Here is a 25,919-nt window from a genome sequence, read left to right as displayed (position 1 = left end):
CCGAACCCCCTCCCGCTGGAGGGAGGGGTAGTGAGACTTGGCAGCTTGCCTGCCTAGTCGCAACGGGGTGGGCCTTGCGGCCCAGCGCTTCGCGCCCCACCCCCGGCCCCTCCCGTGAACGGGAGGGGAGGTCTGGTGTTTAGAGGAACTTCGCCATCACACCCGCAGTGTCGATCATGCGGTTCGAGAAGCCCCACTCGTTGTCGTACCAGGAAACGACGCGGGCAAGCTTGCCTTCCATCACCGAGGTTTCGAGGCTGTCGACAGTCGAGCTGGCCGGGTGATGGTTGAAGTCCGAGCTGACCAACGGCTGATCGGTGTAGTCGAGCACACCCTTCATCGCGCCCTCGGCAGCAGCCTTCAGCGCCGCGTTCAGCTCCTCGGCGCTGGTGTCGCGGCCGGGGGTGAACACGAGGTCGACAAGGCTGACGTTCGGCGTCGGCACACGCACGGACGAGCCATCGAGCTTGCCCTTCAGCTCGGGCAGCACAAGGCCGACCGCACGGGCAGCGCCGGTGGTGGTCGGGATCATGTTCTGCGCACCGCCACGGGCACGGCGCAGGTCCGAATGCATCTGGTCGAGCATACGCTGGTCGTTGGTGTAGCTGTGGATCGTGGTCATGAAACCACGCTCGATGCCGACGAGGTCGTTCAGCACCTTGGCCACCGGCGAGAGGCAGTTGGTGGTGCAGCTCGCGTTCGAGACGATGATGTCGTCGGCAGTCAGCACATCGTGGTTCACGCCATAGACGATGGTCGCCGAAACACCGGTCGCCGGAGCCGAGATCAACACGCGCTTGGCACCGGCATCGAGGTGCGGCTTGGCGGCATCGTGGCTCTGGAAGAAGCCCGTGCATTCGAGCACGATGTCGATGCCCATGTCCTTGTGCGGCAACTTGCCCGGATCGCGCTCGGAGGTGACGGCGATGGTCTTGCCGTTGACGACGAGGTTGGTGCCATCGACCGAGACGGTGCCGGGGAAACGGCCATGGGTGCTGTCGAAGCCGAACAGCAGCGCGTTCGCCTTGGTGTCGGCCAGATCGTTGATCGCCACGAGTTCGAGATCGTGGTCACTGCGCTCGAGAATGGCGCGCGCCACGAGACGTCCGATACGCCCGAAACCGTTGATCGCTACCTTAGTCGCCATGGTAAGAACTCCTGCTTATGCGTTCAATTTGTTGATGATCTGCGGGACGATCTTGTCCGCAGTGAAGCCGAAATGCGCGAACAGCGTTTCCGCCGGAGCCGAAGCGCCGAAACGGTCGAGCCCGATGTTGAGGCCGTTCCTGCCCGTGTAGCGTTCCCACCCTTGCGTCACGCCCGCCTCGACCGAGACGATCAGTGCATCGGCGGGCAGCAGCTCGTCCTGATAGGCCGCGTCTTGCGCGCCGAACAGATCGAGACACGGCGCGCTGACCACGTCGGCGCCGATGCCCTGCGCTTCGAGCGCCTTGGCGGTGTCGAGCGCGACGGCCACTTCCGAGCCGGTGGCAATCAGCACCACCTTGCGCGCGGCGTCAGCAGCCTTGAGGCGATAGGCGCCCTTGGCCGAGCGGTTGCTGGCCGGGGTCCACTCGGCATCGCCCTCGCCGCGCACCGGTGGCAGGTTCTGACGCGACAGCGCCAGCACCGAGGGCGTGGCGGGCGTCTGCAGCGCGAGCGCCCAGCATTCCGCCGTCTCGATGGCGTCGGCAGGGCGGAACACGTTGAGGTTCGGGATCAGGCGCAGGCTCATGACCTGCTCGACCGGCTGGTGGGTCGGGCCGTCCTCGCCAAGGCCGATGCTGTCATGCGTCAGCACATAGACCACCCCGGCCTTCTGCAGCGCCGAAAGGCGGATCGCGTTGCGGGCATAGTCGGAGAAGATCAGGAAGGTGCCGCCATAGGGCAGCACGCCGCCATGGAGATACATCCCGTTCATCGCCGCCGCCATGCCGAACTCGCGGATGCCGTAATAGACGTAACGGCCCGCATAATCCTCGGCGGTGAGCGGGGTCGTGGCCTTGGTCTTGGTGTTGTTCGAGCCGGTGAGGTCGGCGCTGCCGCCGATCAGCTGCTCGATCTGCTCGGTCAGCGGGCCGAGCGCCATTTCGCTGGCCTTGCGGCTGGCGACCTTGGGCGGCTCGGCAGCAAGCGCGCGGATGTGATCCTGCAGCGCGGGCGCGGCCTTGTCGGCCACCGAGGCGAGCTGCGCGGCAAGCGCGTCCTTCTTGCCGCTCTGGGCGAGACGGTCTTCCCAGGCACGGCGCGTTTCGGCGCCCTTGCCGCCCACGGCACGCCAGGTCGAGACGATTTCATCAGGGATTACGAAAGGCGCATGCGGCCAGTTCAGCTCGACGCGGGCGGCGGCGATCTCGTCAGCGCCGAGCGGCGAGCCGTGAATGCCGGAGGTGCCCTGCTTGTTGGGCGCGCCCTTGCCGATCACGGTCTTGCAGGCGACGATCGACGGACGCGGATCGGCAGCCGCCTCGGCCAGCGCGCGCTTGATGTCGGCCGGATCGTGGCCATCGCAGCTGGTGGTGTGCCAGCCGGTCGCCTGATAGCGGGCCAGCACGTCTTCGGAAGAGGACAGGCCGACCTTGCCGTCGATGGTGACGTTGTTGTCGTCCCACAGCACGTTGAGGTTGCCGAGCTTGAGGTGACCGGCAAGGCCGATCGCCTCGTGGTTGATGCCTTCCATCAGGCAGCCGTCGCCCGCCAGCACCCAGGTCTTGTGGTCGATCACCTCGTTGCCGAACCTGGCGTTGAGGTGCCGCTCGGCCAGCGCCATTCCGACGCCCATCGCGAGGCCCTGCCCGAGCGGGCCGGTGGTGCATTCGACGCCGTCGATCAGGAAGTTCTCCGGGTGCCCGGCGCAGGGGCTGCCGAGCTGGCGGAAGTTCTTGATGTCATCGAGCGTCGGCGAGTCGTAGCCGGTCAGCCAGAGCAGCGAATAGATCAGCATCGAGCCATGGCCCGCCGACAGCACGAAGCGGTCGCGGTCGGGCCATGAAGGATCGGCGGGATCGTACTTGAGGAAGTCGGAATAGAGAACGGTGGCGACATCGGCCATGCCCATCGGCATGCCGGGGTGACCAATATTGGCGGCCTCGACCGCGTCCATCGACAGCGCGCGGATGGCGTTGGCCATGTCCGTGAAGCTGACTTCCTGCTCGCTCATTCGCTAATTCCCCGGTTGGTTCTGGCCCAAAGACAAAGGTGGCCGAATCGGATGGCGGCTGTGTGAGCAGACACAGCCCCCTCGTCAAGCGCAGCCGGGCCAGCCGTCCCGCAAGGAGGCTCACCCGCAGCTTCCGATTATTCACATATTTGCACCGCAGACCTTTGCCTAGGCCCCGCTTCGACGGCTATATAGAGTTAATGGAAGGTGATCGCATCGCGCAGGCAAAGGCCCGGATCGAGGCGGCTGCGGCCCGGATCGAGGCCGCCGCAGGCAAACTTGCAGGCGCGCGCCAGATGGGCGACCCCGAGCTGGAGGCGCGCTACAACGCCTTGCGCGCCGAGGCCGAGGAAGCGCTGGCCGGGCTCGACATGCTGATCACCCGGCTTGACCCTGACAATTACGAAGAGCCCGAGGCTTCAGAGAGCCCCTCAGAATGAGCAACGTGACCATCACCATCTCCGGGCGGCAGTACACCGTCGCCTGCGGTGCGGGCGAGGAAGCGCATGTCGAGCGGCTTGGCGCGCTGATCGAGAGCAAGATTGCCGGCATGGGCAACACCGCCGCTCAGCCCGAAGCGCGGATGCTGCTCTATGCCGCCTTGCTGCTTGCCGACGAGACGCAGGAAGCGACCGAACGCGCCCGCGCCGCCGAGGAAGCGCTGGCGCAGGACTACGAAGCGACCGCTGCGCGGCTCGAAGCGCTGGCGGGACAGCTTGAGAATGCCGGGCAAGCATCCTAGATAGGGGGTGGCGGGACTGTCCGGCACGAGCCCATGAACATCCCTGAGGCTATAAGCAATCCAAGGGAGCTGTCCCTACTGGAACCCTGGTTCCGGATATACGGCGCCCACCTGACGTGAAGGCGTCAGAGGATTTCGCGGCAAACGACCCATGATGGTTCCGCCACTTGATTTTCGCGCTACCGCTTCGCTGCTTGAGTGCGCGATTTTCGCGCTACCACTTCGCTGCTTGAGCGCGGGATTCTCGCGCTATCGCTGCGCTGCTTGAGCGCGGTGAGTTCACCCCCACAAACCCGCTCGCCCTGAGCCTGTCGAAGGGCTGCTTTCCTTTTAGCGCGCCCGGTGAGCAAAAAGGGCAATCCTTCGACAAGCTCAGGATGAGCGGACGGAGAGCAATAAGGCAAGGCGCGGGGAACCTTGTCGAAGGGCCGTCTTTCCTTCATGCGCATTGGTGAGTGAACAAGGACAATCCTTCGACAAGTTCAGGATGAGCGGGCCGAGGGTACAGAACGGGATTTCAAGGTGGCCACGATAGCCGAACAGAAAGCCGCGCTGCGCAAAGAGCTGCGCAAGGCCCGCCGCGACCACGCCGCCGCGCTTCCGCGCGAGGTTTCCGCGCTGGTCTTTGCACGCCCGCCCGCCCCGGTGCTCGACATGGTGCCTGAGGGCGCCACCATCGGGCTTTACCGCGCCGATCCGGGCGAAGCTCCGGCGGGTGGCTATATCCGCTTCTTCCACGAGCGCGGCCACCCCATCGCCCTGCCCCGCGTCACCACGCTCGACCAGCCGATGACATTTCACCTCCACACCGACCCTTACGAGGAAAGCGACCTCGTCGCCGGACCGCTCGGCCTGCGCCAGCCCGCCGAGGATGCGCCTGTCGTCGTGCCCGAGGTACTGTTCATGCCGCTGGTGGGCTTCACCGCCGATGGCGACCGACTGGGGCAAGGCGGCGGCTTTTACGACCGCTGGCTGGCCGCACACCCGGACACCATGGCCATCGGCATGGCCTGGGACATCCAGCGCGTCGACGAGCTACCGGTTGAGGACCACGACATGCCGCTGAAGGCCATCGTCACCTCCACCCGCATCTACGGGCCGTTCTGATGCGCACCGAGCCAACCTGGCGCATCCCAGCAGGCGTGATCGGCCTGACCATTGCCATTGCGATCTATTGCGTCGTGGTGGCCCGCTATGTGCCCGAACTGATCGGCGGCTGGCACGCACTGCTGCAAACGCCGGTTTACATCGTGCTGGGGTTGGTGTGGCTGCTGCCGCTGCGGCGCTTCCTGATCTGGATGGAGACCGGGCGCTGGGGGTGAACAACGCTAATCGACGGTTTTTAGGCTATTCGCGCTGAAAGCCGACCGACTTAAAACGACCCTTTTCTGCCATTAGTTTTTAGGTGCCAGCAAAGGCCGAATTGAAATGACCCGATCAACGACAAGTTCATGGTCTGACGATCCGGAATGAGCATAATGACCTCTTTTTGCGGTCCGTCGGCCGACGAACTCCACTTCATACATTCCGCCAGAGCCTACCTGTGGCCATGACGGTGGCGGCTGCAAGCTCTCGGAATACGACAGCCATACGTCATCGCCGGGCGCGTCGTAGCCGCACTCCTGCATCGGTTCGGGACAAAACCGCGAACCCTCGAAGTCATTTCGCCACAGCCCTCGCCATCTTCGAGCGGGAGCCATATCGAAGCATTGCTCCACGGAGAGGCTGCTGATTGCATTAAGTCCCCCGAAACGCGCTTTCTCTACGCAGTCGGTAGTCATGCCGGGAGAGAGTGCTTTTAGTTCAGCTATCTCTTCCTCCGACATTCGAGGCACTCGATTATCGCATGCCACGAATGCCGGAACCGCAATCAATGCGCTGATGGTGCGAAAGAGATTTCGAGTTCGGTAGCTCATGGCTGCAAGCGTCTCATACCAATTGGCGGCTTACCACCCCATCCCTGACATTGCAGAACTCACTGCCACTGCCCGAAACAAGTCAGACGACCATGCCGCCCCAGGCTCACCCTGCCCATAACGCAAAAAGGGCGACCCGAAGGCCGCCCTCATAGCCCTTCTTATCAAAGGAAAGTCCCAAGTGGCGCGAGTGACGGGACTCGAACCCGCGACCCTCGGCGTGACAGGCCGATACTCTAACCAACTGAGCTACACCCGCGCATTTTGCGGCGGCAGCGCCTCTTGGGAAGCGCGCCTCTAGGCCACCGTTTCCGGGCTGTCAACGCACATTTCCAGACTTTTTGCAGACCATTGAAATTACACCGCGACCGGCGCGGTCAGGCGGCCCTGCGGCACATAGTCGCGAACCTCGAAATCCTCGATTCGGTAGTCGAAGATAGATTCGGGCCTGCGCAGAATCGCCAATGTCGGCTCGCCCTCGGGCACGCGCGACAGCTGTGCGTCGATAAGCTCCCCGTGATTGAGGTAGAGGTGCGTGTCACCGCCGGTCCAGACCAGCTCGCCCGGCTCCAGCCCGACCTGCTGCGCCACCATGCGCGTCAGCAGCGCCGCCCCGAACAGGTTGAACGGCAGACCCAGCGCCACGTCGCAGCTGCGCTGATACAGCTGGCAGTTGAGCCGCGTGCCCCCTGCCCCGACATGAAACTGATAGGTCTTGTGGCACGGCGGCAGCGCCATCCGGTCCAACTCCGCGACGTTCCAGCCCTCGACAATGTGGCGGCGCCCACCCGGGTTGCTCTTCAGCCCCTCCACCAGCAGCGCCACCTGGTTGATCCCCGGCCCGCTGCGATAGGTACCGTCGGCCTGCGCCTCGTAGGTGGGCCAGTCGACCCACTGCTTGCCGTAGACAGGCCCCAGATCGCCCCATTCGGCGGCAAACCCGGCATCGGCCACGATCCGCGCTTCGAACGCTTCCTGCGAGATTTCATCGCCGGTCGCCTTGCGGTATTTCGCCAGCGGCCAATCCGTCCAGATCGTCACCTTCTGCTCAAGCAGCGGGCGGATATTTGTCTCGCCGGTGAGGAACCACAGCATCTCGCGCGCCGCGGCCTTCCAGAACACCCGCTTGGTGGTCAGCAGCGGCACCCGCTTGTCACCGAGATCGAAGCGCAGCTGCGGGCCGAACACCGAACGGGTGCCCACGCCGGTACGATCGATGCGCTCGTCGCCCTCGGTCCAGATACGGCGCATAAGATCGAGATATTGCTGCTCGGGATGGCTCATTGCACGCTCCTCGCGTCAGATCCTGTGATAGTCGCGGAACCACTGCACGAAGGCAGGCACGCCCGCCTCGATGCTGGTGGTCGGTTGATAGCCGAGATCCTGCCGGATCGCGTCGATATCGGCGAAGGTCCGCTCGACGTCGCCGTTCTGCATCGGCTGCATGTCGATCATGGCCTTGCGCCCGCAAGCCTCTTCCAGCAGGCCGATCACCTTCATCAGGTGCTCGCTGCGGTGGTTGCCGATGTTGTAGAGCGCATGAGGCTTCACGCTGCCACCCGGCTTTACGGCGCCATCGTCGGCAGGCGGGTTGTCGAGGCTCGCCACGACACCGGTCACGATATCGTCGATAAAGGTGAAGTCGCGGAACATCTCGCCGTGATTGAACACCGGAATCGGCTCGCCCGCGAGGATCTTGCGGGTGAATATCCACATCATCATGTCGGGCCGCCCCCAGGGGCCGTAGACAGTGAAGAAGCGCAGGCCCGTCTGCGGCAGGCGGTAGAGGTGAGCGTAGGTCTCGCTCATCAGCTCGTCGGCCTTCTTGGTGGCGGCATAGAGGCTGAGCGGGTGGTCGACCCGGTCCTCCACCGCGAAAGGCAGCTTGGCGTTGCCGCCATAGACCGACGACGAACTGGCATAGACCATGTGATCGAGCTGCCGGTGGCGCGCGATCTCCAGCATGTTGAGATGGCCGACGAGGTTCGACTGCGCATAGGCGTGCGGGTTCTCGAGCGAATAGCGCACACCGGCCTGCGCGCCGAGATGGACGATGCGGTCGAACTGTTCGTCTTCGAGCGCACGTTCGAGCTGAGCGTGATCGGCAAAGTCGAGCGTCAGGCTTTTCGCGCGGTCGCCGCCTGCGGCCAGCCAGCGGTCGCGCCGGGCGTATTTGAGGGAAGGCTCGTAGTAGTCGTTGAAGTTGTCGACGCCGATCACATGGTCGCCACGGGCCAGCAGGCGCATGGCCAGTTCGGCCCCGATAAACCCGGCCGCACCTGTGATCAAAACCCGCATAATCGCTCCTGACTAGATACTCGTGCGCGGCGAACACGTTGCATGTCCGAGGTGCCGAGAGTGCCAGAACCCTTGCGCCATGTCAGAGGGTGATTGCAACCGGCATGCCCGCACCCGAGCCAGACCGGACAGCTGCCACAGCGGCTAATCGCAGGCAGCGGAACGGCAGACGATTCGCCTGAGGCTCAGCGCCGGGATCAGGGAGAACGGCCTTGCGGTGCGAAATGGCGAAGGAGGTTTTCGGCTGCCTCGCCAAGGAGAAAGGCCGCATTGCCCGCAGATCTCTGGCGAATTGCGTAACAAAGCGCTTGCGTGCATTGCCGAGCCTGCATATAGGCGCGCTCCTGCCTTACAGCACAACGTCTGTTGGCTCCGGTCGGGGAGTAGCTCAGCCTGGTAGAGCACTGTCTTCGGGAGGCAGGGGCCGGAGGTTCGAATCCTCTCTCCCCGACCATTTTATTTCTTCATGACAATGTCACGCGACTAACCGCCGCAAGGCGCCCCGTTCGAGGGCCGCATTGCCGGTGTCGGCTTGCCAATACTTTTCTGACAATCCCAAATATGCTTGCACCCATAAATCGTTACGATAGCTTGCAATGACATATCAGGGGACGGCGACATGGAATTGGAAAGCAAGCTCGCAGATCTGGCCAAGACAATTCGCGATCACAGGGACGTACTCGCAACCGAAGAGGCCGCCAAGAATGCCCTCGTGATGCCGTTTATTCAGGCACTTGGCTACAACGTGTTCAACCCGTCCGAGGTGGTGCCGGAATTCACCTGCGACGTGGGGACCAAGAAGGGCGAAAAGGTCGATTACGCCATTCGCAACGGCGACCAGATCGCCATTCTCCTCGAATGCAAGCCCGCGCAATCCGAACTTAGCATCAATCATGCCTCGCAACTGTTTCGTTACTTCAGCGTCACCGACGCGCGGCTCGCTATTCTGACAAACGGCGTCGTCTACAAATTCTTTTCCGACATCGACGTGCCCAATCGCATGGACGAGCGCCCGTTCTTCACGCTCGACGTGGAAGCGGTTCGCAAGGCAGACCTGCGGACGCTGGAGGCCTTCACCAAGGGACGTTTCGACGTCGAGATGATCGTTCAGGAAGCGGGTAAGCTGAAGCTTCAGAGCCTGGTCTACAAAGAGCTTGAGAAGGAGATGCAAGAACCTTCGGAAGACTTTGTGCGGCTGATTGCTGCCCGCGTCTCACCCGGCCGCTTCACTTCCGCCGTGAAGGAGACCTTCAGCGCGCTGATCGTAAGCTCAATGGCGAGCCTCGTCCGCGATCGAGTGAATGCGCGACTGACATCAGCTCTCAACAATGGTGGGGAAGACCTTGAGGAACTGCCCGCAGATCCGCAGGGCGAGATCATCACCACCGAAGACGAGATCGAAGGCTTCAACATCGTGCGGGCCATTGGCGCGCGCAAGGTCGATCCCAAGCGCATCGTCATGCGCGACGCGAAGTCGTACTGTGCGATCCTGCTCGACGACAACAACCGGAAGAGTATCGCCCGGCTACACTTCAACAGCCCCACCAGCCGGCACTTCGGGACCTTTGCGGGCAAGGACGAAACCCGCCACCCCGTCGGTGCTCCCATCGACATCTACCAGCACGAAGAGGCAATCCTCAAGCGGCTCGAGGAATTGGAAGCAGACTAGGCATGCTGCCCTAGCATGTCGATATAACGCCCGCCTCATCAGCTAGGCGCTGGCAATGGCATCCATCGCAAGAACCGGGTTTTCAACGCTCGACTGCCGTCCTTCAAGGAACTCGTTGAGCACGCGGCGGCGGCTGAACTTCCATGCTCCATTGTCCTTGCGCAGTTCGTCCTCGTAAATCCCGAAGGTGCCGATCAGCGGCGAGTTTCCCGGCCCGTTGTTGGCCATCTCCCACCAGAATGCGGTGGTCCATGCGCGCTCGCCCTCCATGCGGATCACCGTCTGTCCGAGCACATGGCGCAATATCGCCGGGTTGCCCTTGTCATCTGTGTAGAGCGTGCCGATCCGCTCCTTGAAGCCGCGAATGGTCGCGACGATGGCATCGCGTCCCGAGGCGGTGCCGCGCGCATATTCAAAGGTCGCATCCTCGGTGAAAGTCTCGCCGAAGGTTTCGAAGTCGTTCCAGTCGAGCGCGAACAGGTATCGCGCCAGCAGATCTTCGATTTCTGCGCGATCCTGCGCATAGCTTGCAGAATAGACCTGGTTCGTCACGGTATCTCTCCTCACTCTGACGCAGGCACGGCGATGTGCCCGCACAATGTCTTCACCAGCGCCTCCACATCATCGGGAAGCGCATTGCCGCGCCAGGCGACATGCTGGTCGGGCCGCACGATCAGCAGACCGTGCTCGTAGCAGCCGGGCACCTGCTCCGCAGCCAGATCGAGCACCTCCAGCGGCATGTCAAAGCTCTGCGCCGTCGCTACCAGCGGGGCGATCGCGACATCGGCATCGCGCCGCAGCAATGTGTAACCCTGACCGAGCGCGTCATAGAGCGAACGTCCGTCAGCAAGCCAGAAGTGCGCCGCCCTGCACCCCGGCACCGTGGAGGGCGTGTAGTCTGCCATGGTATAGGCGGGCATCGCGCTGCCATCGTAGGCGATCAGCGGCGACTGGTCGTAGAAATAGCCGAAGTTCAGGCCCGCGCAGGCGAATTGCTGCACGTGCAGGCGCTCGGCCTCGCGACCTAGGGCGGCGCGAGCCTCCTGCGCTGCGGGCGTTTCGTCGAGGAAATTGCCCGGGATTGTCGTGCGTTCGGCAATCGCCTTGCCCGCGTGGTTCATCGCAAAGCGCGAGACCTGCTCGGTGATCGGCTTGCGCTCGGCCACATAGCCTTCGAGCATCGCCTCGCCGCCCCACCCTTGCACACAGGCGGCCAGTTGCCACGAGAGGTCCATCGCATCGGCAATGCCTGCGTTCATGCCATACCCGGCATAGGGCACCCACAGGTGCGCGGAATCGCCGGCGAGGAATACCCGCCGGTCGCGGAAGGAATCGGCAACCAGGCGGCGTCCGATCCAGTCCTCGCAGGCGAGGAATTCGTATTCGAACTCCGGCCCCACCCCCAGCACCATGCGCAGACAGCCATCGCGGTCGACTGCGTCGAAATCGCTCTCTCCGGGGAGCAGGTAGTTGTGCAGCAGCCAGGTATCGATCCCGTTGATCGCCAGCAGGTTGCCGGCGCGCTCGGGGTGATAGAGGTAGGTCATCCACCCCGGTTCGCCCGGTATCAGTGCCGCCAGTTCGGCCGAACGGAAATAGGTCGACTGCACCTTCTGGATCTCGGCATCGCCTTGCAACCTTGCGCCGATCCCCTTGCGCACCATCGAGCGACCGCCATCGCAGCCCACCAGATAGGCCCCCTCAAGCTCATAGTCCCGGCCCGTGTCGAGATCGCGCAGCGACAGGGTCACACTGTCAGGGCCCTGGGTAAAGGCCTCGGCGCTCGTGCGGTTGAGGATCGTGATCCGGTCAAGCGAAGCGGCGCGATCGAACAGCAGCGGCTCGAAGAAGATCTGGTTGCAGCGATGCGGCGGCTCGGGCGTGGGCCACCATGCATCGGGCGAACCGGTGTCGGAAAAGCGGTCGCGGCGCGAGGGGATGTGGATGCGCGCGAATTCCTCGCGCGTCGCCACCGGGCGGAACACGATGTCGTTGGGATAGTCGTCGGGCAGCCCCGCCTCGCGGACCTTCCCGGCGATGCCCATGCGGCGGAAGGTCTCCATCGTTCGGGACGAGACGTGATTGCACCGCACGGTGGGTATTTCGCGCGGGTGACGTGTGTCGACTACCGTCACCTCGACCCCTCTCATGGCAAGATCGATCGCCAGGCACAGGCCGACCGGCCCCGCCCCCACGATGACAATTGGCAACGACATACAACCCTTTCAATTATTTGGAATCAGCAGACATTCGGCCAAAAAATGCCAGCGAAGCGAGGGGCAATCACGCTCCACTGGCGAGATATGACCGTGGCGGGCTCCTTGGGAGGTGCAGGAACCCGGCGCGGTTCGATCAGAAGTTCTTGCGCAGCGACACCGCCCATTCGCGTGGCCGCCCCGGCTGGGCCGCCACAATGCCGCCGCCAGCTCCGAGCAGGTCGAAGCTTGTGACGTAGTAGTATTTGTCGAGCAGGTTGGAGACTTCCAGAGCAAGCTCCCAATCGCCCGGCGCATGGAAATAGCTCAGCCGCGCGTTGACCAGGGTGTAGGCGCTGATCTTCGAGGACGGGGTGTTGGGCGAGCGCGAATAGATGTCGCTCTGATAGGAGGCATCGATGCGCGGCGTCAGCGTGCTGCCATTGCCGAGCGCAGCCTCGTACTGGGCGCCGAGGCTCCATTTCCAGTCGGGGTTGTAGGGTGTGGTGTCGCTCAGCGGGATGCCCACGCTTGCCAGCCGCGCCTTCGCGCTTTCGCGGAAGTCGAAGTCGATATGGCTCAGCGCGCCATCGAGCTGGAACCCGCCGCCCGGCCGAATGAACACCTCGGCCTCGAACCCGCTGATGTTCGCCGCGCCCACATTGCGGGTGATCGGGCACGGCCTGGGCAGTGCCGGGCTGATATCGGGGCACTCCAGCAGATTGAGCTGGATATCGTCATAGCGCATGTAAAACCCGGTGAGGTTCAACCGCACGATGCGATCGAACAGGTCGGACTTCAGGCCAATTTCATAGCTGTCGAGCGTCTCCGGTGCGAAGTCGATAACCTGCGCCGCCGCGAAGGGACGCGGGCTGACGCCGCCGCCCTTGAACCCGGTGGAAACCTGCGCATAGGCCATCACCTCGTCGGTGATCTGATACTGCGCGCTCAGGCGGTAATCTACCTGATCGCCCGAATAGCTGCCGGTGACATCGTTCAGCGATCCGAGCAGCGGATGCGGCGTGCCATCGGGGCGATTGCGCATGTAGGTGGTGTTCTTCGATTCCTCGGTATAGCGGATGCCCGCCAGCAGCGTCAGCCGCTCGGTCGGGTTGAGGGTTAGCTGGGCGAACACCGCCTTCGTATCCGCCGGCAAGGTATCGGTGCCGATGAAGGGCGGGAAACCGGGCGCGGCATAGCGCAGATCCTGGAAGGTCAGATAGACCGACTTCTGATCCTGATAGAACCCACCCACGGTATAATCGAGCAGGCCGTTGGCCAGCGTGCCCGAAAGCCGCAGCTCCTGGCTGAACGACCAGAAGTCGATGTTGCTGCGCCCGAGGCTGTGCGCGAGCGGCGAATAGTCGTCGTCGTTCCCGAAAAACGCTTCATAGGCGCGATAGGCCGTGATCGACTTGAGCGCGAGATTGTCGGCCAGCTTCCAGTCGATCGTGGCGGCAAAGCCATAGGCTTCCAGATCGACCTCATCGCGCGAAACCGACTGCTCATAACCATTGGGGCTGAGTGGCCCCAGCGGCCCGGCCTGCGCCGGCGACTGGAACCCGGCATAGTTGCAGAACTTGCCGCAGATGAACCGGGAATCGTACTTCGCGCCCGAGCCATAGGGGTCGATGAAGCCCGCGCCCTGATAGTCCGCAACCGTCAGGACACCGGCGGGCGAATTGCGGTTGTCGGTGGTGTAATCGCCGGAGATGTTGATCTCGATATCGGGGGTCGCCTCGATCCGCAGTTGCCCGCGCACAGCCTGATAGTTCACCTGCCCGTTGCGATCGACGACGCAGCCCTCCTCGGTGGTGGTGAGCGCCGGAATGCCGCTGTCGGGGAAGGCGCAGCCATAGTCGATACGGTCGACATAGCCGTCCTGCACCTTGGAAACGGCAGAAACCCGGAAGGCGACGTTCTCGGCGATGCCCAGATCGTAGGCGCCGCGGAAGTCCAGCCGGTTGCGGCTGCCGTAAGTGACCGAGGCAAAGCCCGATCCGTCGCCCTTCGGCTGGCGCGAATAGAGCTTGATCGCGCCGCCGATGGAATTCTTGCCCGCCAGCGTGCCTTGTGGTCCGCGCAACACCTCCACCCGCTCCAGATCGAGCAGATCGAGGATCGAACCGGTCAAAGTCGCGTAGTAGACATCGTCGACATAAAGGCCGACCCCCGGCTCGAACCCGGGGTTGAAGTCGAACTGACCGACACCACGGATCGACGCGCCAAGCGCCGGACCGAATGCCGTGCCCTGCGGCTTGAGCGTCACCGACGGCGCCTGTCCGGCGATTTCGGCCACCGAAGTCTGGCTCCGCGCATCGAGCATCTCGGACGAGATCGCGGTGATGGCGAGCGGCGTCGATTGCAGCGACTGCTCGCGGAACTGCGCGGTCACGACGATGGTATTGTTCCCGGCCGCCTGCCCCGGTCGTTCCGTTTCATCCTGCGCCAGCGCCGGAGCCGAACATGCGGCATAACCAGCCGCCAGAGCAGCCGTCATCAACAACCTCGACTTGAACGTCATCACCCTATCTCCTCCCAAGGACATTTTTGGCGTTCGCACCGCGATCAGCCCGAGAGACATGAATTCATGTTTCCCTCAGGCGACCCTCTCCAAGGCACCCGCAAGCGAACGCAGGGATGATCTCAGCGTCCCGGCGGCCGGGCAACTTACCCGGTCAAATCACGACCATTAGCATGACTAATCAACGAATTTCGCGGGAGGACTAGTGCGCGATTTCCGCGCACAGCTCGACGACCAGCTTGCGCAACCATTGCGAAGGGCCATGCCGGTCGAAGCGCGGGTGCCAATACTGGAACACGTCGAGCCTTGGTACTTCGAAATCGAGCTGCAACACGCGCAGCGGCAACACCCGCGCCATCCGTTCAGCAAGGATGCGCGGCACGGTGACGATCAGGTTCGGGTTCCGCTCCAGCAGGAACGGCTGGCTGAGCGCGTTGGGTGTGCGCAAGGCGATCTGGCGCGTCAGCCCCATGCGCGCCATCGTCTGCTCGATCCTGACGCGCTTAATGTAGGGAGAATCGAACACCACATGCGGCAGCGAGACGTATTCCTCTGCCGTGATCCGGTCGGGCAAAGGGCATTCGCGCGAGACGAGCGCGACCAGTTCATGCTCCAGAATTTTCTGCACCTTCAGATCGGCGACCTCATCAATCGGTCCGGCAAAGGCGAGGTCGATCTTTCCCTTCGCCATGTATCCGGCAAGATCGGTGTCCGGCAGGGCGCGCGTGGCGATGCTCATGTTGGGGGCCGCTTGCGCCAGCCGCGACTGGAGTTCCGACAGGAAGATAAACTCGCCGAGATCCGTCATGCAGATGTTGAGCGTGCCCTGCGCCGTCAGCGGGTCGAAATTGGCCTTGGCCAGAATGCTCGATTCAATCGACCCCAGCACCTCGGCGACCGGCCCCTGAAGGCTGCTGGCAAGCGCGGTCGGCTCCATCGCGTTGCCTACCCGCACCAGCAGTTCGTCGTTGAAGAAGCTGCGCAGCCGGGAAAGCGACTGGCTGATCGCGCCCTGCGTCACGTCGAGTTGCTCGGCCGCGCGCGTCAGGTTGCGGTGTTCGAGCACGGCATCAAGCGTCAGCAAATGGTTGAGATTGAGATCTCTCAGTCGCCCGCTCCGCATATCCAGCTCCTCTCCAAGCCTGAATTGCTCCGGCAAATAGCAGGCGTTGCCGGAGCTGGCCATTGCCCTCTCCGGCCACGCGACGGCGTTTTTCAGGGCGCGGGGCGCAAATGAGCAACTGCGCCCCGCATGACGGCCTTGGAAGCCTTAGAGGTTAATCGTTACCGACTTGATCTCGGTATAGGCCTCGATGCCGTTGCGGCCATTTTCGCGGCCCCAGCCCGACTGCTTGAAACCGCCCAGCGGCATGGCCGGATCGGGGCCGCCCGCGCCGCCGTTGATCCGCACCATGCCGGCGCGAATACGCTTCGCCAGCTTGAGGCCGGTCGACATGTCGCGCGTCCAGATCGCCGATGAGAGGCCGAAGGTCGTGTTGTTGGCGGCGGCGGCGACCTGCTCCAGATCGTCGTCACCGAAGGTCTGCGTACACAGGACCGGACCGAAGATTTCCTCTTCCACGGCCTTCATGCCCGGTGCGGTGTCGCTCAGCACGGTCGGCTGCATGAAGAAGCCGCCTTCGTGCCCCTCCACCGCTGCCGCAGCGCCGCCGGCCACCGCCGTTGCGCCCTCGCTGGTGGCGCTGTCGATATAACTGCTCACGCGGTCGAACTGCACCTGGCTGACGAGCGGCCCCATCTGCGTGTCGGGCGACAGGCCCGATCCCAGCTTGAGCGATCGGGCAAAGCCCGCCAGCCCTTCCATGACCTGGTCACGCACCCGCTCGTGCACGAACAGGCGCGAGCCCGCCGCGCAGACCTGCCCGGCGTTGCCGAAGATCCCCATCGCCGTGCCCGGAATAGCCTTGGCGAGATCGGCGTCGTCGAAGATCACCACCGGGCTCTTGCCGCCCAGTTCGAGTGTCACGCGCTTGAGGTTTCCGGTGCAGGCATGGACGATCCCCTTGCCCGTGGCGGTGGAGCCGGTGAAGGAGATCTTGTCGACCAGCGGATGCTCCACCAGCGCCGCGCCCGCCGTCTTGCCATATCCGGTCACGATGTTGACCGCGCCTTCGGGAAAGCCCGCTTCGGCGATCAGTTCGGCGAGGATCACGGCGGACAGCGGCGTCTGCTCGGCGGGCTTGAGCACCACGGTGCAGCCCGCTGCCAGCGCCGGGGCGATCTTGGCCACGGCCATCACGAAGGGGAAGTTCCACGGCACGATCGCGCCGACCACGCCCACCGGCTCGCGCGTGGTAAAGGCGTGCCATTCGCCGGGGTTGGAGGGCGTGAAGGTCTCGCCGTTGAGCTTGGTCGCCCAGCCCGCGTTATAGCGCAGCTGCTCGGAGGCTGCGGCCACTCCGCCGAAGAAGGCCATCATCATCGGCATGCCGTTGTCGAGCGTTTCGGTCAGCGCGATGCGGCTGCCATTGGCCTCCACCAGATCGGCCAGCCGGGTGAGCGCGCGGGCGCGTTCCGCCGGGGTCTTGCCCGACCATGCCGCGCTATCGAAACACTTGCGCGCCGCCTTCACCGCAAGGTCGATATCCGCCGCGCCGCCCGATGCGACCGAAGCGAATTCCTCGCCGGTTGCCGGGTCGATCACGGCGAAGGTCTCGCCCGACTGGGCGGGCTGGAACTTGCCGCCGATGAAAAGCTCGCGCGAGCGGGCGGCAAGATCCTGGCGCAGATCGGGAAGGATCGAGGTGTCGACGGGCATGGTCATAGGCTGTGTCCTGACTGGTCTTGGGGGGAGTTGCGCAGATCCTGCGCGGGAAGCGGGTCTTTGCCGAGGATCATGTCGGCGGCCTTTTCCGCCACCATGATCGTGGGCGCATTGGTGTTGCCGCCCGGTACGGTCGGCATGATCGAGGCATCGACCACGCGCAGACCGGCGATGCCGTGCACGCGCAACTGCGGATCGACGACACTCATCGAGCCGGTGCCCATCGCGCAGGTGCCGACCGGGTGCTGCGTCACCTCGGCGCGGGCGCGGATATAGGCGTCGAGCTGGTCGTCGCTCTGCACGTCCTCGCCGGGGAGGATTTCCTCGCCGGTCAGGCTCGCCTGAGGCTCGGTGCGATAGATCCGCCGCGCCAGCCGGATGCCGTCGCGGGCCGTGCGCATGTCGGCGGGATCGGCAAAGAGGTTGAGCGTGATCGCCGGGAAATCCGCCGGGTCGGCCGAGGCCAGTTCGAGCCAGCCCCGGCTCTGCTGGTGCAGCAGGATCACGTCGGCGGTGATGCGATCGTCCTGCCGCTTGCGGAAGAAGGGAAACCAGATCTGCGCATCCATGCGCACCGGGTTGCTCCACAACTGGATATCGGGCCGCGAAAGTTCGGGCCGCGTGCGGATCACGATGTTGCAGCTGTTGAGCTGGCTGGCAAAGCTGCCCGTGCCCAGCAGTCGCCATTTCAGCACCGACAGCGCCACCTTGTCGGCGCGCAGCTCGTTAAGGAAGCTGACCGGCTTCTGCAGCCCGAAATGGACCGGCACGCGCGGATGCTCGGACAGGTTGCGGCCGACGCCGGGCAGCTCGTGCGCGACCGCGATGCCCTTGTCGCGCAGATGCGCCGCCGGGCCGATGCCCGACAGCATCAGCAGCTGCGGCGAATTGTAACTGCCCCCGCACAGGATCACCTCGGTGCGCGCGCTGGCGGTCTTGCGTTCGCCCTCGTGATCGAACTCAATCCCGGTCGCGCGCTTGCCATCGAGCAGCACCTTGCGGGTCAGCGCGCCGGTGATCACGGTGAGGTTTGCCCGGCCCCGCGCCGGGTCGAGATAGGCCCGCGCAGTGCTGGCGCGGCGGCCATGGCGGTCGACGGTCAGCTCGCCGCGGGCGAAGCCTTCCTCAACCTCGCTGTTCAGGTTCTCGCTGGTGTTGAAGCCTGCGGCCTTTGCGGTCTGCATCAGCGGTTCATGGAGGCGCTTGGCCGTCTGCACCGGCACCACTTCGAGCGGGCCGTCGTGGCCGTGCCAGCGGGTGTCGTCGCTCCAGTGCGTTTCCATCCGCTTGAAGTAGGGCAGCACCTCGGCATAGCTCCAGCCGGTGCAGCCCTGCTGGCGCCATTCGTCGAAGTCGCTCGAATGGCCGCGCATGTAGAACATGCCGTTGATCGACGACGATCCGCCCAGCACCCGCCCGCGCGGCAACATGATCTGGCGTCCGCCCAGATGCGGCTCGGGCTGAGACTTGTAGCGCCAGGTGAACTGCGGCTTCAGCATCGCGCGCATCATGCCGAGCGGCATGTCGAGCAGGAAATGGCGGTGCTCCCCGCCCGCCTCCAGCAGCAGCACGCTGTTGCGCGGATCTGCACTCAGCCGGTTGGCCAGCACGCAGCCGGCCGAACCGGCGCCCACGATGATGTAATCAAAGGTCATGCTGCCACCTTGCTGTGCGTCTGCTGGCGGTCCTGCCGGATAAGGTCGGCGGCTTTTTCGCCGATCATGATGGCGGCGGCATTGGTGTTGCCGCCGACGATGCGCGGCATCACCGATGCGTCGGCCACGCGCAGCCCTGCCAGCCCGCGCACCCGCAGCCGCGCATCGCACACGGCGTCCTCGCCGATGCCCATCGCGCAGGTGCTGGTGGGGTGCAGCGCGGTGTTGGTGGCTTGCCGCAGCCAGCCGTCGATCTCGTCGGGCGACTGCACATCGGGACCGGGCGCGATTTCGCCCCTGATCACATCTGGCATGGGCGAGGTGGCCATGATTTCGCGGATCTGCGGGATCAGGCGGTGGAAGAAGGCGCGGTCGGCCTCCTCCTTCAGCACATTGTTGAGGATGCGCGGCGCATCGAACGGATCGGCCGAGCGCAGCTTGACCCAGCCCCGACTTTGCGCGCGCAGCAGCACGCAGGCCATCGAGATCACATCGTCAGCCGACTTGCGGATGCCCGGAAACCACGGGCGGGCAAAGATGGTGGTGGGTTGCAGCAGGCATTGCGCATCGGGCCGTTCGAGATCGGGCCGGGTCTTGATGAAACCGTTGGCCGTCACCGGCATGTTGGCAAGCCGCCCCTTGCCGGTGAGCAACCATTGCAGGCCCGACAGCGCGATCCGGTCATAGCGCAGCTCGGGGTTGAGCGTGACCTTGCGAACCGCCTGCCAGATCATCGCGATCGAGGGATGGTCCTGCAGGTTGCGCCCCACGCCGGGGAGCGCATGAACCACGTCGATGCCGTGTTCGCGCAGTTCGTCCACCGGGCCGATACCCGACAGCATCAGCAGCTGCGGCGAATTGTAGGTGCCGCCGCTGAGGATGATCTCACGGCTTGCCGCTACCCGGTGGTCACGGCCCGCGCGCCCGCCCTGCCGATAATGCAACGCTACGGCGCGGCCATCGCGGATCTCGATGCGCGTCGCATGGGCGCTGGAGACGACCGTGAGATTGGGGCGATCCATCGCCGGAAACAGAAACCGCGCGGAGGTGGAGCCGCGCCGCCCCTTGTGGATCGAGATATCGGGCGAACCCCAGCCTTCCTGATCCGGCCCGTGATGGTCGGTCTGAAACTTGTAGCCCAGCTTCTCGGTCGCCGCGATGAAGCGCGGGAACAGCTCCTTGTCGGGGACATGTTTGGTGATCGAGAGCGGGCCGCCGGTGGCGTGATAGTCGTCGGCCTCGCCCCAGTGGTTCTCCGATTTCCTGAAGTAGGGCAGCACGTCCTCGTAGCTCCACCCCTCCAGCCCGAGCTGGCGCCATTCATCGTAGTCGCGTGCATGGCCACGGGCATAGAGCATCCCGTTGATCAGCGAGGAACCGCCCAGCCCCTTGCCGCGCGGCTGGCGTATCCGGCGGTTGTCGGCATAGGGTTCTTCCTCGCCGAAATAGCTCCAGTTGTAGCGCGGCTTGCTCATCACGATGGGAAAGGCGATCGGAATGCTGAGCAGCGGATCGCGCTCGCGCTTGCCCGCTTCGACCAGCAGCACGCGCACCTGCGGGTCTTCGGATAGCCGCGCAGCCACCGTGCACCCGGCCGAGCCCGCCCCGACAACGATATAATCGAAGCTGTCTGAATTCGCCTGCATAACCTCACCCATTCCCACGCTCTTTCTGCGCGGCTTTGACCGCCATGCCATGCCCACCTATTAGGTGATTAATCAATGTTCCATGGCAGACCGGCCAGTAGCGGTATAGACAAGTCGGCGCAACGTGCGGCATGCGCCAGGTTTAAGACGGAGACCGAAAATTGGCCGAAAATGCAGACAGGCTGCTGGCGGAAGAAGAGCTGCCCGGATGGCGTCTGGGAGAGCTTAATTACCCCACCTTCAGAATGGCTCTGCTGGCGAAGATGATGGACCGCCTCACGATCCGGCAGCTGGCCGACGAATTCGGCCTCACCTATGCCCAGTGGCGGGTGATCGCACGGCTGGGCGAATTGCGCGACGGGGCCACCGTGGGCCGCATCGCCGAGCAGGCGCTGGCCGACCGCGCCGAGGTCAGCCGCGCGGTATCCTGGCTTGCCGAGCAGCAATTGCTGTCGCGCACCGAAGACCCGTCCGACCGCCGGGCGCAGGTGCTGCGGCTGACGGCGAAGGGGCGCAAACTCTACAGCAAGGTGATCCGCACCCGCACCGCCTTTCACCAGAGCATAACCGCTGCGCTCTCAGCCGAGGAGATCGCGCAGTTCGACGGGCTGATCGACAAGATCCGGCTGACCCTGCAAGCCAAGGTCGATGCGCTGTGAGGCATTAGCCCGGCTGATTCGTTCGACCATGACGGTTGATGGCAAAGGCCGAAAGCTGCGGATATCAGGAGAAAAAAGCCAACTGACTGCGAGGATGCACGAGCATGAGCACCTTTCCCGATACCCCCAACTTCACCGGCTTCAACACCCCCAGCCGGGTCGAGGCGGATATTCTCGACCTGCCGCATGAAGGCGAGATCCCCGCTGGCCTCAACGGAGCCTTTTTCCGCGTCCAGCCCGACCCCCAGTATCCGCCGCGCCTGGGCGACGACATTCCGTTCAACGGCGACGGCATGATCACCCGCTTCCACTTCCACGATGGCCAGTGCGACTTCCGGCAACGCTGGGCCCAGACCGACAAGTGGAAGCTGGAACGGGCTGCCGGCAAGGCGCTGTTCGGAGCCTATCGCAATCCCCTCACCGATGACGACAGCGTCAAGGGCAGGCTGCGCTCGACGGCGAACACCAATGCCTGGCTGTTCGCAGGCAAGCTGTGGGCGATGAAGGAGGATTCGCCCTCGCTCATCATGGACCCGGTGACGATGGAAACGCAGCACTTCGAGACCTTCGACGGCCTGATGAAGAGCGAGACCTTCACCGCCCACCCCAAGCTCGATCCGGCCACCGGCAACATGGTCGCCATCGGCTATGCCGCCAGCGGCCTGTGCAGCGAGGATGTCTCCTATATGGAGATCGGCCCCGACGGACAGATGGTGCGGGAGAAGTGGTTCAAGGCCCCCTACTACTGCATGATGCACGACTTCGCGATTACCGAGGATTGTCTCGTGCTGCATATCGTGCCCTCGATCGGCAGCTGGGAGCGGCTGGAACAGGGCAAGCCACATTTCGGCTTCGACACGACGATGCCCGTCTATCTCGGCATCATCCCGCGGCGCGACGATCTCAAGAACGAGGACATCCGCTGGTTCAAGCGCGACAACTGCTTTGCCAGCCACACCGTCAACGCCTGGCAGGAGGGGACGAAGGTCCACTTCATCGTGCCCGAGGCTGAGAACAACATGTTCCCGTTCTTCCCCGACGTGCATGGCGCGCCATTCGATCCGGTTGCCGGCATGCCGCGCCTGACCCGCTGGACGGTGGACATGGCCAGCAACACGGACGAATTTGCCGAAGTAACCCGCCTGACCGACACCGTAAGCGAGTTTCCCCGCATCGACGATCGCTTCACCGGGCGGAAGAACCGCTACACCTGGGGGCTGGAGGTCGATATGAAGCGCCCGGTCGAACTGAAGGGCGGCAGCGCCACCGGCTTCATGATGAACTGCCTGTTCCTGAAAGATCTCGACAGCGGGAGCGAACAGCATTGGTGGTGCGGCCCGGTTTCCTCGTTGCAGGAGCCCTGCTTCATTCCGCGCACCAAGGATGCACCCGAAGGCGAGGGCTGGATCGTGCTGGTCTGCAACCGGTTGGAAGAGCACCGCAGCGACCTGCTGATCCTCGATGCATTGAACATCGAGCAAGGCCCGCTGGCGACCATTCAGGTGCCCATCCGCCTGCGCTTCGGCCTGCACGGCAACTTCGCACGGGCCGAAGACATCGGCCTGTCAGCACCTGCACCCGAAGCCGTCTGACCGCGCTGGCCGGGTGCGGGCTGCATCGAAGCCCGCACCCGGCCAGCGCCGTCTTTGCTAGATCGGTTCGCCCGCCTGTCTGGCGCGGGTCTGGATCAGGGCTTCGTCCTTGCCCAGCCTCCGCCCCATCAGCAGCAGGATGCCGATGATCACCGGCGACACCGCGAAGACCGAGAGGATCGCCATGCCCAGCTGCCCTCCGTTCGCATCGCTGACCAGTCCGACCGCATAGGGGCCGATCCCGAGGCCGAAAATCGTATAGGTCACCAGATAGATCGAGAAGGTCATCCCGCGCATTCTCGGCAACACAAGGTCGAACATGATCGCGTAAAGCGGGGGCAGCCACATCGTCAGCAACAGCGCGTGGATGATAAACCAGACGAAGAAGGTGGTGCTGTCTGTCGCGGTATAGGCGGCGATGCCGGGGAACGGCGACAACCCGAGCGAAACGATCACCACCCACAGGCGGCCCTTCCCGCCCAAGCGCGAATGGGCCCAGTCGGATACCGGCCCCGAGATCATCGGCCCGAGAATGCCCAGCACGGTCACGAGAATGCCGAACAGGATACCCGTCTCGCCCGAGCTGAGCTTGTACTCCTGCATGATGAACAGCGGAGTGAACCCCATAATGCCGTAGTTGATCACCGATTGCAGCGCGCCGACCACCATCGCCATCACCACACTGGGCGAAACGACCACGGCAAACACCGGCGGATCGGCCACCCGCAGCGACTGCCCGAGGTTGAGCAAGGCATAGGCGCCGATCCCCACGATCAGCCATTGCAGATAGTGCGGGTTCAGCGTCACGGCGCCCAGCACCACCCCCGGACGCGGCGAGAAGCTGTCGGTCAGAAGGGCAACGCCGGTCATCGCCAGCACGATCAGGACAAGGCCGCCGATATTGATCAGCCAGTCCCTGCGCCCGGCATCGGCGCGCCACAGCATGAACCAGTTGGAGACCGGCACCACCGACCCGAACACCCTGGCCGAAGACCGGAACGGATGCGGGTCGGGCACGGTTTCCACCCCGTCCATCGCGCCGCGCCGCGGCTCTTTCATCCGCCACAGCAGGATCGACAGGATCAGCCCCGGCGAAGCCGCGACAAGGAAGGCGAACTGCCAGCCGGCAAGGCCCAGAGGCGCGCCGGTGGTTGCATAGCGGGTTTCCCACCATTCCGCCGTCACCCCGCCGAGTACGAGCGAAAGGCCCAGCCCCAGCGCAATGGCAGAGGCCATTCCGGCCATGGCCAGCCCGCGCCGGTTGCGGGGGAAATAATCGTACAGCAGGCTCGTCCCCGCCGGCTGGGCAGCGGCCTCACCAATGCCCACGCCAAGGCGGGAGGCGGCCAGCAAGGCAAACCCGCTCGCCATCGCGGCAAGCCCGGTGGAAACCGACCAGATCGCAATGCAGATCGACAGCAGCCGCGTGCGCACCCAGCCGTCCGCCAGTCTGCCGAGCGGCAGCGAAAACAGCGCATAGAACAGCGCGAACACGGTGCCATAGAGCAGGCCCAGTTCGGCATCGCCAATGCCGAGGTCTTCCTTGATATGGCCTGCCAGGATCGAGAGGATATTCCGATCCAGCATGCTCAGGGCCTGCGTCAGCGAAACAAGGCCGAACGCATACCACCCCGCCCGCGAGATGGTCTGCGCCTTGTCCGGCTCGCCACCCGTGGCGGCGGCCTGCCCGTCGTTGAGATCGCGCGACAACGGCCCTACCCCTTGCGCACGGTGTTGGTGACGATGCAGGCTGTGGCGCGCGCCGGGGCACCTTCGCTGCCGCAACCGGGCCGCTGCGCGCTGCCAGCCGCCGCATCGGCACCGCCAGTCATCATATGGAGCGATGGGTAATCGGTCATGCCTGCATCCTCAGCTCGCAGGTGATCCGATTGGGACGTCCGGACACCCGCTTCGTTTGATGCGGGTGACTAACGGGAACTGCGTGACTAATCAACCAAATTGGCCGCGCCTGTACTCCTTGCCATCATCCGGGTCAGCAACTGCTCAATCGTGCAGCCACAGCTCGTGCGCGTCGATCCGCAGCTTGGTGATCGCCCGCTGCGCATCGGTGCGCGCCACAACCTCGGCGCTGAAGGCGTCGTGGACCATGCGCTCACCCAGCAGCAGGTCGGCAAGGCCGATCTCGCCCAGCTCGTTGCCCCGCCGCAGCTTTGCCAGCACTTCCATTTGCGCTGCGAGGCTTTCGCGCGCCCGCTGCCAGGCGGAGAGGCGGAAGCGCGCTTCGGCAAGATCGGCGCTGGCGGTCTCTTCGACCGAGAACCGGGCGAGCCGCTCGTCAGCAAGCGCCGCGCTCGCCGATGAGCCCGCCTCATCGGCCAAGGCCGAGCGGTGACGTCCGCCCAGCGGCATCGAGAACACCAGGCCTGCGCCCTGCTCCTCGCCGCCGCGCTCCGAGAACAGGCGCAGGCCAATCGAAGGATCGGCCACCCGGTCCAGCCGTAGCCGGTCGGCATAGGCGGCAGCGGCGCGCGCCTCGGCCTCGGCGGCGGCGATCTCGTGGCTGTTGGCGATGATCTCGTCACGGTAGGCGGCAAGCGCGGGCTCGGCCATTGCGGGCAGCGGGATCGCGGGAGCCTCGGCGGGCAGCGGCAGCGAAGGGAATTGCGCCCGCAGCCGCGCCTGCGCCAGATCGGCGCGGCCGGTAGATTGCTCGGCCCTGATCCGCGCCGCGCCGAGCGCCGCGCGCGCCTGATCGGCCTCCAGCTGCGGTGCATCGCCCAGTTCCACGCGCCGGTTCACTGCCGCCAGCGCCTGCGCGTAGTTCGTGACCGCCTGCCGGTCGACCTCAGACTCGGCATTGGCACCCAGCCAGTCCCACCAGTAGCCCGCCAGCAACAGCGCCGCCTGATGGCGCACGTCCTCGGCCATGTTCTCGGCCGCATCGACCGCATAGCCCCCGATCTCGCGGTCGAGCCGGGCCTTGCCGGGCAGGCGAATGGCGCGGGTCAGCTGGGTGTCGAACTCGTCGAAGGTGCCCTCCCGGTCGATGGTGCGGCGGCTGTAGCTGCCCGACACGGTGACTTCGTGCGGGCCGACCGCGCGGGCATCGGCACCGGC

At 64.4% G+C, this 25,919-nt stretch carries 21 protein-coding genes and 2 tRNA genes; 8 read left to right on the top strand and 15 right to left on the bottom strand.

The genetic code is table 11. The features are described from left to right. Window positions 1–139 precede the first annotated feature (139 nt). Together gap and tkt are read right to left on the bottom strand one after the other, a co-directional pair. Entirely contained in the window at window positions 140–1,147 is a 1,008-nt protein-coding gene (gene gap / locus D2V17_RS06385; RefSeq protein ID WP_119592262.1) for a type I glyceraldehyde-3-phosphate dehydrogenase, read from the bottom strand. 15 nt (window positions 1,148–1,162) lie between these two features. Continuing rightward, the gene (gene tkt / locus D2V17_RS06380; protein WP_119592261.1) at window positions 1,163–3,160 is read right to left on the bottom strand and encodes a transketolase; all 1,998 of its coding nucleotides are present in this window, start codon (window positions 3,158–3,160) and stop codon (window positions 1,163–1,165) included. Window positions 3,161–3,360: 200 nt separating this feature from the next. Here tkt and D2V17_RS06375 point away from each other — a divergent pair, with 200 nt between their 5' ends. The 4 genes from D2V17_RS06375 (at window position 3,361) to D2V17_RS06360 (ending at window position 5,224) form a co-directional block, all read left to right on the top strand. After that, the gene (locus tag D2V17_RS06375; protein ID WP_119592260.1) at window positions 3,361–3,600 is read left to right on the top strand and encodes a hypothetical protein; all 240 of its coding nucleotides are present in this window, start codon (window positions 3,361–3,363) and stop codon (window positions 3,598–3,600) included. Then, window positions 3,597–3,902: a cell division protein ZapA gene (locus D2V17_RS06370; protein ID WP_119592259.1), complete on the top strand. Its 306-nt coding sequence runs from the start codon at window positions 3,597–3,599 to the stop codon at window positions 3,900–3,902. The genes D2V17_RS06375 and D2V17_RS06370 overlap by 4 nt, the downstream gene beginning before the upstream one ends. A 522-nt stretch (window positions 3,903–4,424) precedes the next feature. Further along, window positions 4,425–5,009 (top strand): 5-formyltetrahydrofolate cyclo-ligase, encoded by a 585-nt coding sequence (locus D2V17_RS06365; protein ID WP_119592258.1) that lies wholly within the window; start codon window positions 4,425–4,427, stop codon window positions 5,007–5,009. Further along, a complete protein-coding gene (locus D2V17_RS06360; RefSeq protein ID WP_119592257.1) occupies window positions 5,009–5,224 on the top strand; it encodes a DUF2842 domain-containing protein in 216 nt (71 codons plus the stop codon). Before D2V17_RS06365 ends, D2V17_RS06360 begins: the two co-directional genes overlap by 1 nt. Window positions 5,225–6,000: 776 nt before the next feature. Here D2V17_RS06360 and D2V17_RS06355 read toward each other — a convergent pair. The 3 genes from D2V17_RS06355 to D2V17_RS06345 form a co-directional block, all read right to left on the bottom strand. Beyond that, window positions 6,001–6,077, bottom strand: a tRNA-Asp gene (locus D2V17_RS06355). Between the two features lie 98 nt (window positions 6,078–6,175). Then, window positions 6,176–7,102, bottom strand: coding sequence for a thymidylate synthase (gene thyA / locus D2V17_RS06350; RefSeq protein ID WP_119592256.1), 927 nt, complete (start codon window positions 7,100–7,102; stop codon window positions 6,176–6,178). A 15-nt stretch (window positions 7,103–7,117) separates the two neighbouring features. Beyond that, complete coding sequence (locus D2V17_RS06345; protein WP_119592255.1) at window positions 7,118–8,116, bottom strand: SDR family NAD(P)-dependent oxidoreductase; 999 nt, start codon at window positions 8,114–8,116, stop codon at window positions 7,118–7,120. A 377-nt stretch (window positions 8,117–8,493) separates the two neighbouring features. On the opposite strand from D2V17_RS06345, the gene D2V17_RS06340 reads away from it, so the two are divergent. Next, window positions 8,494–8,570 (top strand) — tRNA-Pro (locus tag D2V17_RS06340). A gap of 165 nt (window positions 8,571–8,735) precedes the next feature. Further along, window positions 8,736–9,785: a type I restriction endonuclease gene (locus D2V17_RS06335; protein ID WP_119592254.1), complete on the top strand. Its 1,050-nt coding sequence runs from the start codon at window positions 8,736–8,738 to the stop codon at window positions 9,783–9,785. A 42-nt stretch (window positions 9,786–9,827) separates the two neighbouring features. Here D2V17_RS06335 and D2V17_RS06330 read toward each other — a convergent pair whose 3' ends face one another. The 7 genes from D2V17_RS06330 to D2V17_RS06300 all read right to left on the bottom strand — a co-directional run bounded on the left by D2V17_RS06330 (window position 9,828) and on the right by D2V17_RS06300 (window position 20,602). Then, a complete protein-coding gene (locus tag D2V17_RS06330; RefSeq protein WP_191229105.1) occupies window positions 9,828–10,337 on the bottom strand; it encodes a nuclear transport factor 2 family protein in 510 nt (169 codons plus the stop codon). Between the two features lie 11 nt (window positions 10,338–10,348). After that, window positions 10,349–12,001, bottom strand: coding sequence for an FAD-dependent oxidoreductase (locus tag D2V17_RS06325; protein WP_119592252.1), 1,653 nt, complete (start codon window positions 11,999–12,001; stop codon window positions 10,349–10,351). Between the two features lie 136 nt (window positions 12,002–12,137). Next, window positions 12,138–14,504 carry a TonB-dependent receptor gene (locus tag D2V17_RS06320; protein ID WP_191229104.1) on the bottom strand — a complete coding sequence of 789 codons (2,367 nt, stop codon included), beginning with the start codon at window positions 14,502–14,504 and terminating at the stop codon, window positions 12,138–12,140. A gap of 202 nt (window positions 14,505–14,706) precedes the next feature. Continuing rightward, a complete protein-coding gene (locus tag D2V17_RS06315) occupies window positions 14,707–15,627 on the bottom strand; it encodes a LysR family transcriptional regulator (protein WP_191229103.1) in 921 nt (306 codons plus the stop codon). Window positions 15,628–15,774: 147 nt separating this feature from the next. Then, complete coding sequence (locus D2V17_RS06310) at window positions 15,775–17,289, bottom strand: aldehyde dehydrogenase family protein (protein WP_342767833.1); 1,515 nt, start codon at window positions 17,287–17,289, stop codon at window positions 15,775–15,777. Beyond that, window positions 17,286–18,944, bottom strand: coding sequence for a GMC family oxidoreductase (locus D2V17_RS06305; protein WP_119592249.1), 1,659 nt, complete (start codon window positions 18,942–18,944; stop codon window positions 17,286–17,288). The genes D2V17_RS06310 and D2V17_RS06305 overlap by 4 nt, the downstream gene beginning before the upstream one ends. Next, a complete protein-coding gene (locus tag D2V17_RS06300; protein ID WP_191229102.1) occupies window positions 18,941–20,602 on the bottom strand; it encodes a GMC family oxidoreductase in 1,662 nt (553 codons plus the stop codon). The genes D2V17_RS06305 and D2V17_RS06300 overlap by 4 nt, the downstream gene beginning before the upstream one ends. Window positions 20,603–20,751: 149 nt before the next feature. On the opposite strand from D2V17_RS06300, the gene D2V17_RS06295 reads away from it, so the two are divergent. Together D2V17_RS06295 and D2V17_RS06290 are read left to right on the top strand one after the other, a co-directional pair. After that, window positions 20,752–21,249 (top strand): MarR family winged helix-turn-helix transcriptional regulator, encoded by a 498-nt coding sequence (locus D2V17_RS06295; protein ID WP_119592247.1) that lies wholly within the window; start codon window positions 20,752–20,754, stop codon window positions 21,247–21,249. A 104-nt stretch (window positions 21,250–21,353) separates the two neighbouring features. Further along, window positions 21,354–22,841, top strand: coding sequence for a lignostilbene-alpha,beta-dioxygenase (locus tag D2V17_RS06290; protein ID WP_119592246.1), 1,488 nt, complete (start codon window positions 21,354–21,356; stop codon window positions 22,839–22,841). A gap of 57 nt (window positions 22,842–22,898) precedes the next feature. Here D2V17_RS06290 and D2V17_RS06285 read toward each other — a convergent pair whose 3' ends face one another. The 3 genes from D2V17_RS06285 to D2V17_RS06280 all read right to left on the bottom strand — a co-directional run. Continuing rightward, window positions 22,899–24,551 carry an MFS transporter gene (locus tag D2V17_RS06285; RefSeq protein ID WP_245978565.1) on the bottom strand — a complete coding sequence of 551 codons (1,653 nt, stop codon included), beginning with the start codon at window positions 24,549–24,551 and terminating at the stop codon, window positions 22,899–22,901. A 5-nt stretch (window positions 24,552–24,556) separates the two neighbouring features. Further along, window positions 24,557–24,700 (bottom strand): hypothetical protein, encoded by a 144-nt coding sequence (locus D2V17_RS21255; protein WP_191229101.1) that lies wholly within the window; start codon window positions 24,698–24,700, stop codon window positions 24,557–24,559. Window positions 24,701–24,845: 145 nt separating this feature from the next. Next, window positions 24,846–25,919 (bottom strand): TolC family protein (locus tag D2V17_RS06280; protein ID WP_147367255.1); only part of this gene is annotated, 1,074 nt, incomplete at its 5' end.

This window comes from Aurantiacibacter xanthus (genome assembly GCF_003584015.1).
In the GTDB taxonomy this organism is placed as follows: domain Bacteria; phylum Pseudomonadota; class Alphaproteobacteria; order Sphingomonadales; family Sphingomonadaceae; genus Alteraurantiacibacter; species Alteraurantiacibacter xanthus.
Note: the sequence above shows the minus strand (reverse complement) of the source record. Positions and strands in the feature narration are given on the sequence as shown.

Coding starts and splice junctions, on each gene's coding strand:
- D2V17_RS06370 (WP_119592259.1), top strand. CDS start 3,597: ATGAGCAACGTGACCATCACCATCTCCGGGCGGCAGTACACCGTCGCC.
- D2V17_RS06335 (WP_119592254.1), top strand. CDS start 8,736: ATGGAATTGGAAAGCAAGCTCGCAGATCTGGCCAAGACAATTCGCGAT.
- D2V17_RS06345 (WP_119592255.1), bottom strand. CDS start 8,116: ATGCGGGTTTTGATCACAGGTGCGGCCGGGTTTATCGGGGCCGAACTG.
- gap (WP_119592262.1), bottom strand. CDS start 1,147: ATGGCGACTAAGGTAGCGATCAACGGTTTCGGGCGTATCGGACGTCTC.
- D2V17_RS06360 (WP_119592257.1), top strand. CDS start 5,009: ATGCGCACCGAGCCAACCTGGCGCATCCCAGCAGGCGTGATCGGCCTG.
- D2V17_RS06315 (WP_191229103.1), bottom strand. CDS start 15,627: ATGCGGAGCGGGCGACTGAGAGATCTCAATCTCAACCATTTGCTGACG.
- tkt (WP_119592261.1), bottom strand. CDS start 3,160: ATGAGCGAGCAGGAAGTCAGCTTCACGGACATGGCCAACGCCATCCGC.
- D2V17_RS06300 (WP_191229102.1), bottom strand. CDS start 20,602: ATGGGTGAGGTTATGCAGGCGAATTCAGACAGCTTCGATTATATCGTT.
- D2V17_RS06290 (WP_119592246.1), top strand. CDS start 21,354: ATGAGCACCTTTCCCGATACCCCCAACTTCACCGGCTTCAACACCCCC.
- D2V17_RS06305 (WP_119592249.1), bottom strand. CDS start 18,944: ATGACCTTTGATTACATCATCGTGGGCGCCGGTTCGGCCGGCTGCGTG.
- D2V17_RS06320 (WP_191229104.1), bottom strand. CDS start 14,504: ATGACGTTCAAGTCGAGGTTGTTGATGACGGCTGCTCTGGCGGCTGGT.
- D2V17_RS06310 (WP_342767833.1), bottom strand. CDS start 17,289: ATGACCATGCCCGTCGACACCTCGATCCTTCCCGATCTGCGCCAGGAT.
- D2V17_RS06375 (WP_119592260.1), top strand. CDS start 3,361: ATGGAAGGTGATCGCATCGCGCAGGCAAAGGCCCGGATCGAGGCGGCT.
- D2V17_RS21255 (WP_191229101.1), bottom strand. CDS start 24,700: ATGACCGATTACCCATCGCTCCATATGATGACTGGCGGTGCCGATGCG.
- thyA (WP_119592256.1), bottom strand. CDS start 7,102: ATGAGCCATCCCGAGCAGCAATATCTCGATCTTATGCGCCGTATCTGG.
- D2V17_RS06325 (WP_119592252.1), bottom strand. CDS start 12,001: ATGTCGTTGCCAATTGTCATCGTGGGGGCGGGGCCGGTCGGCCTGTGC.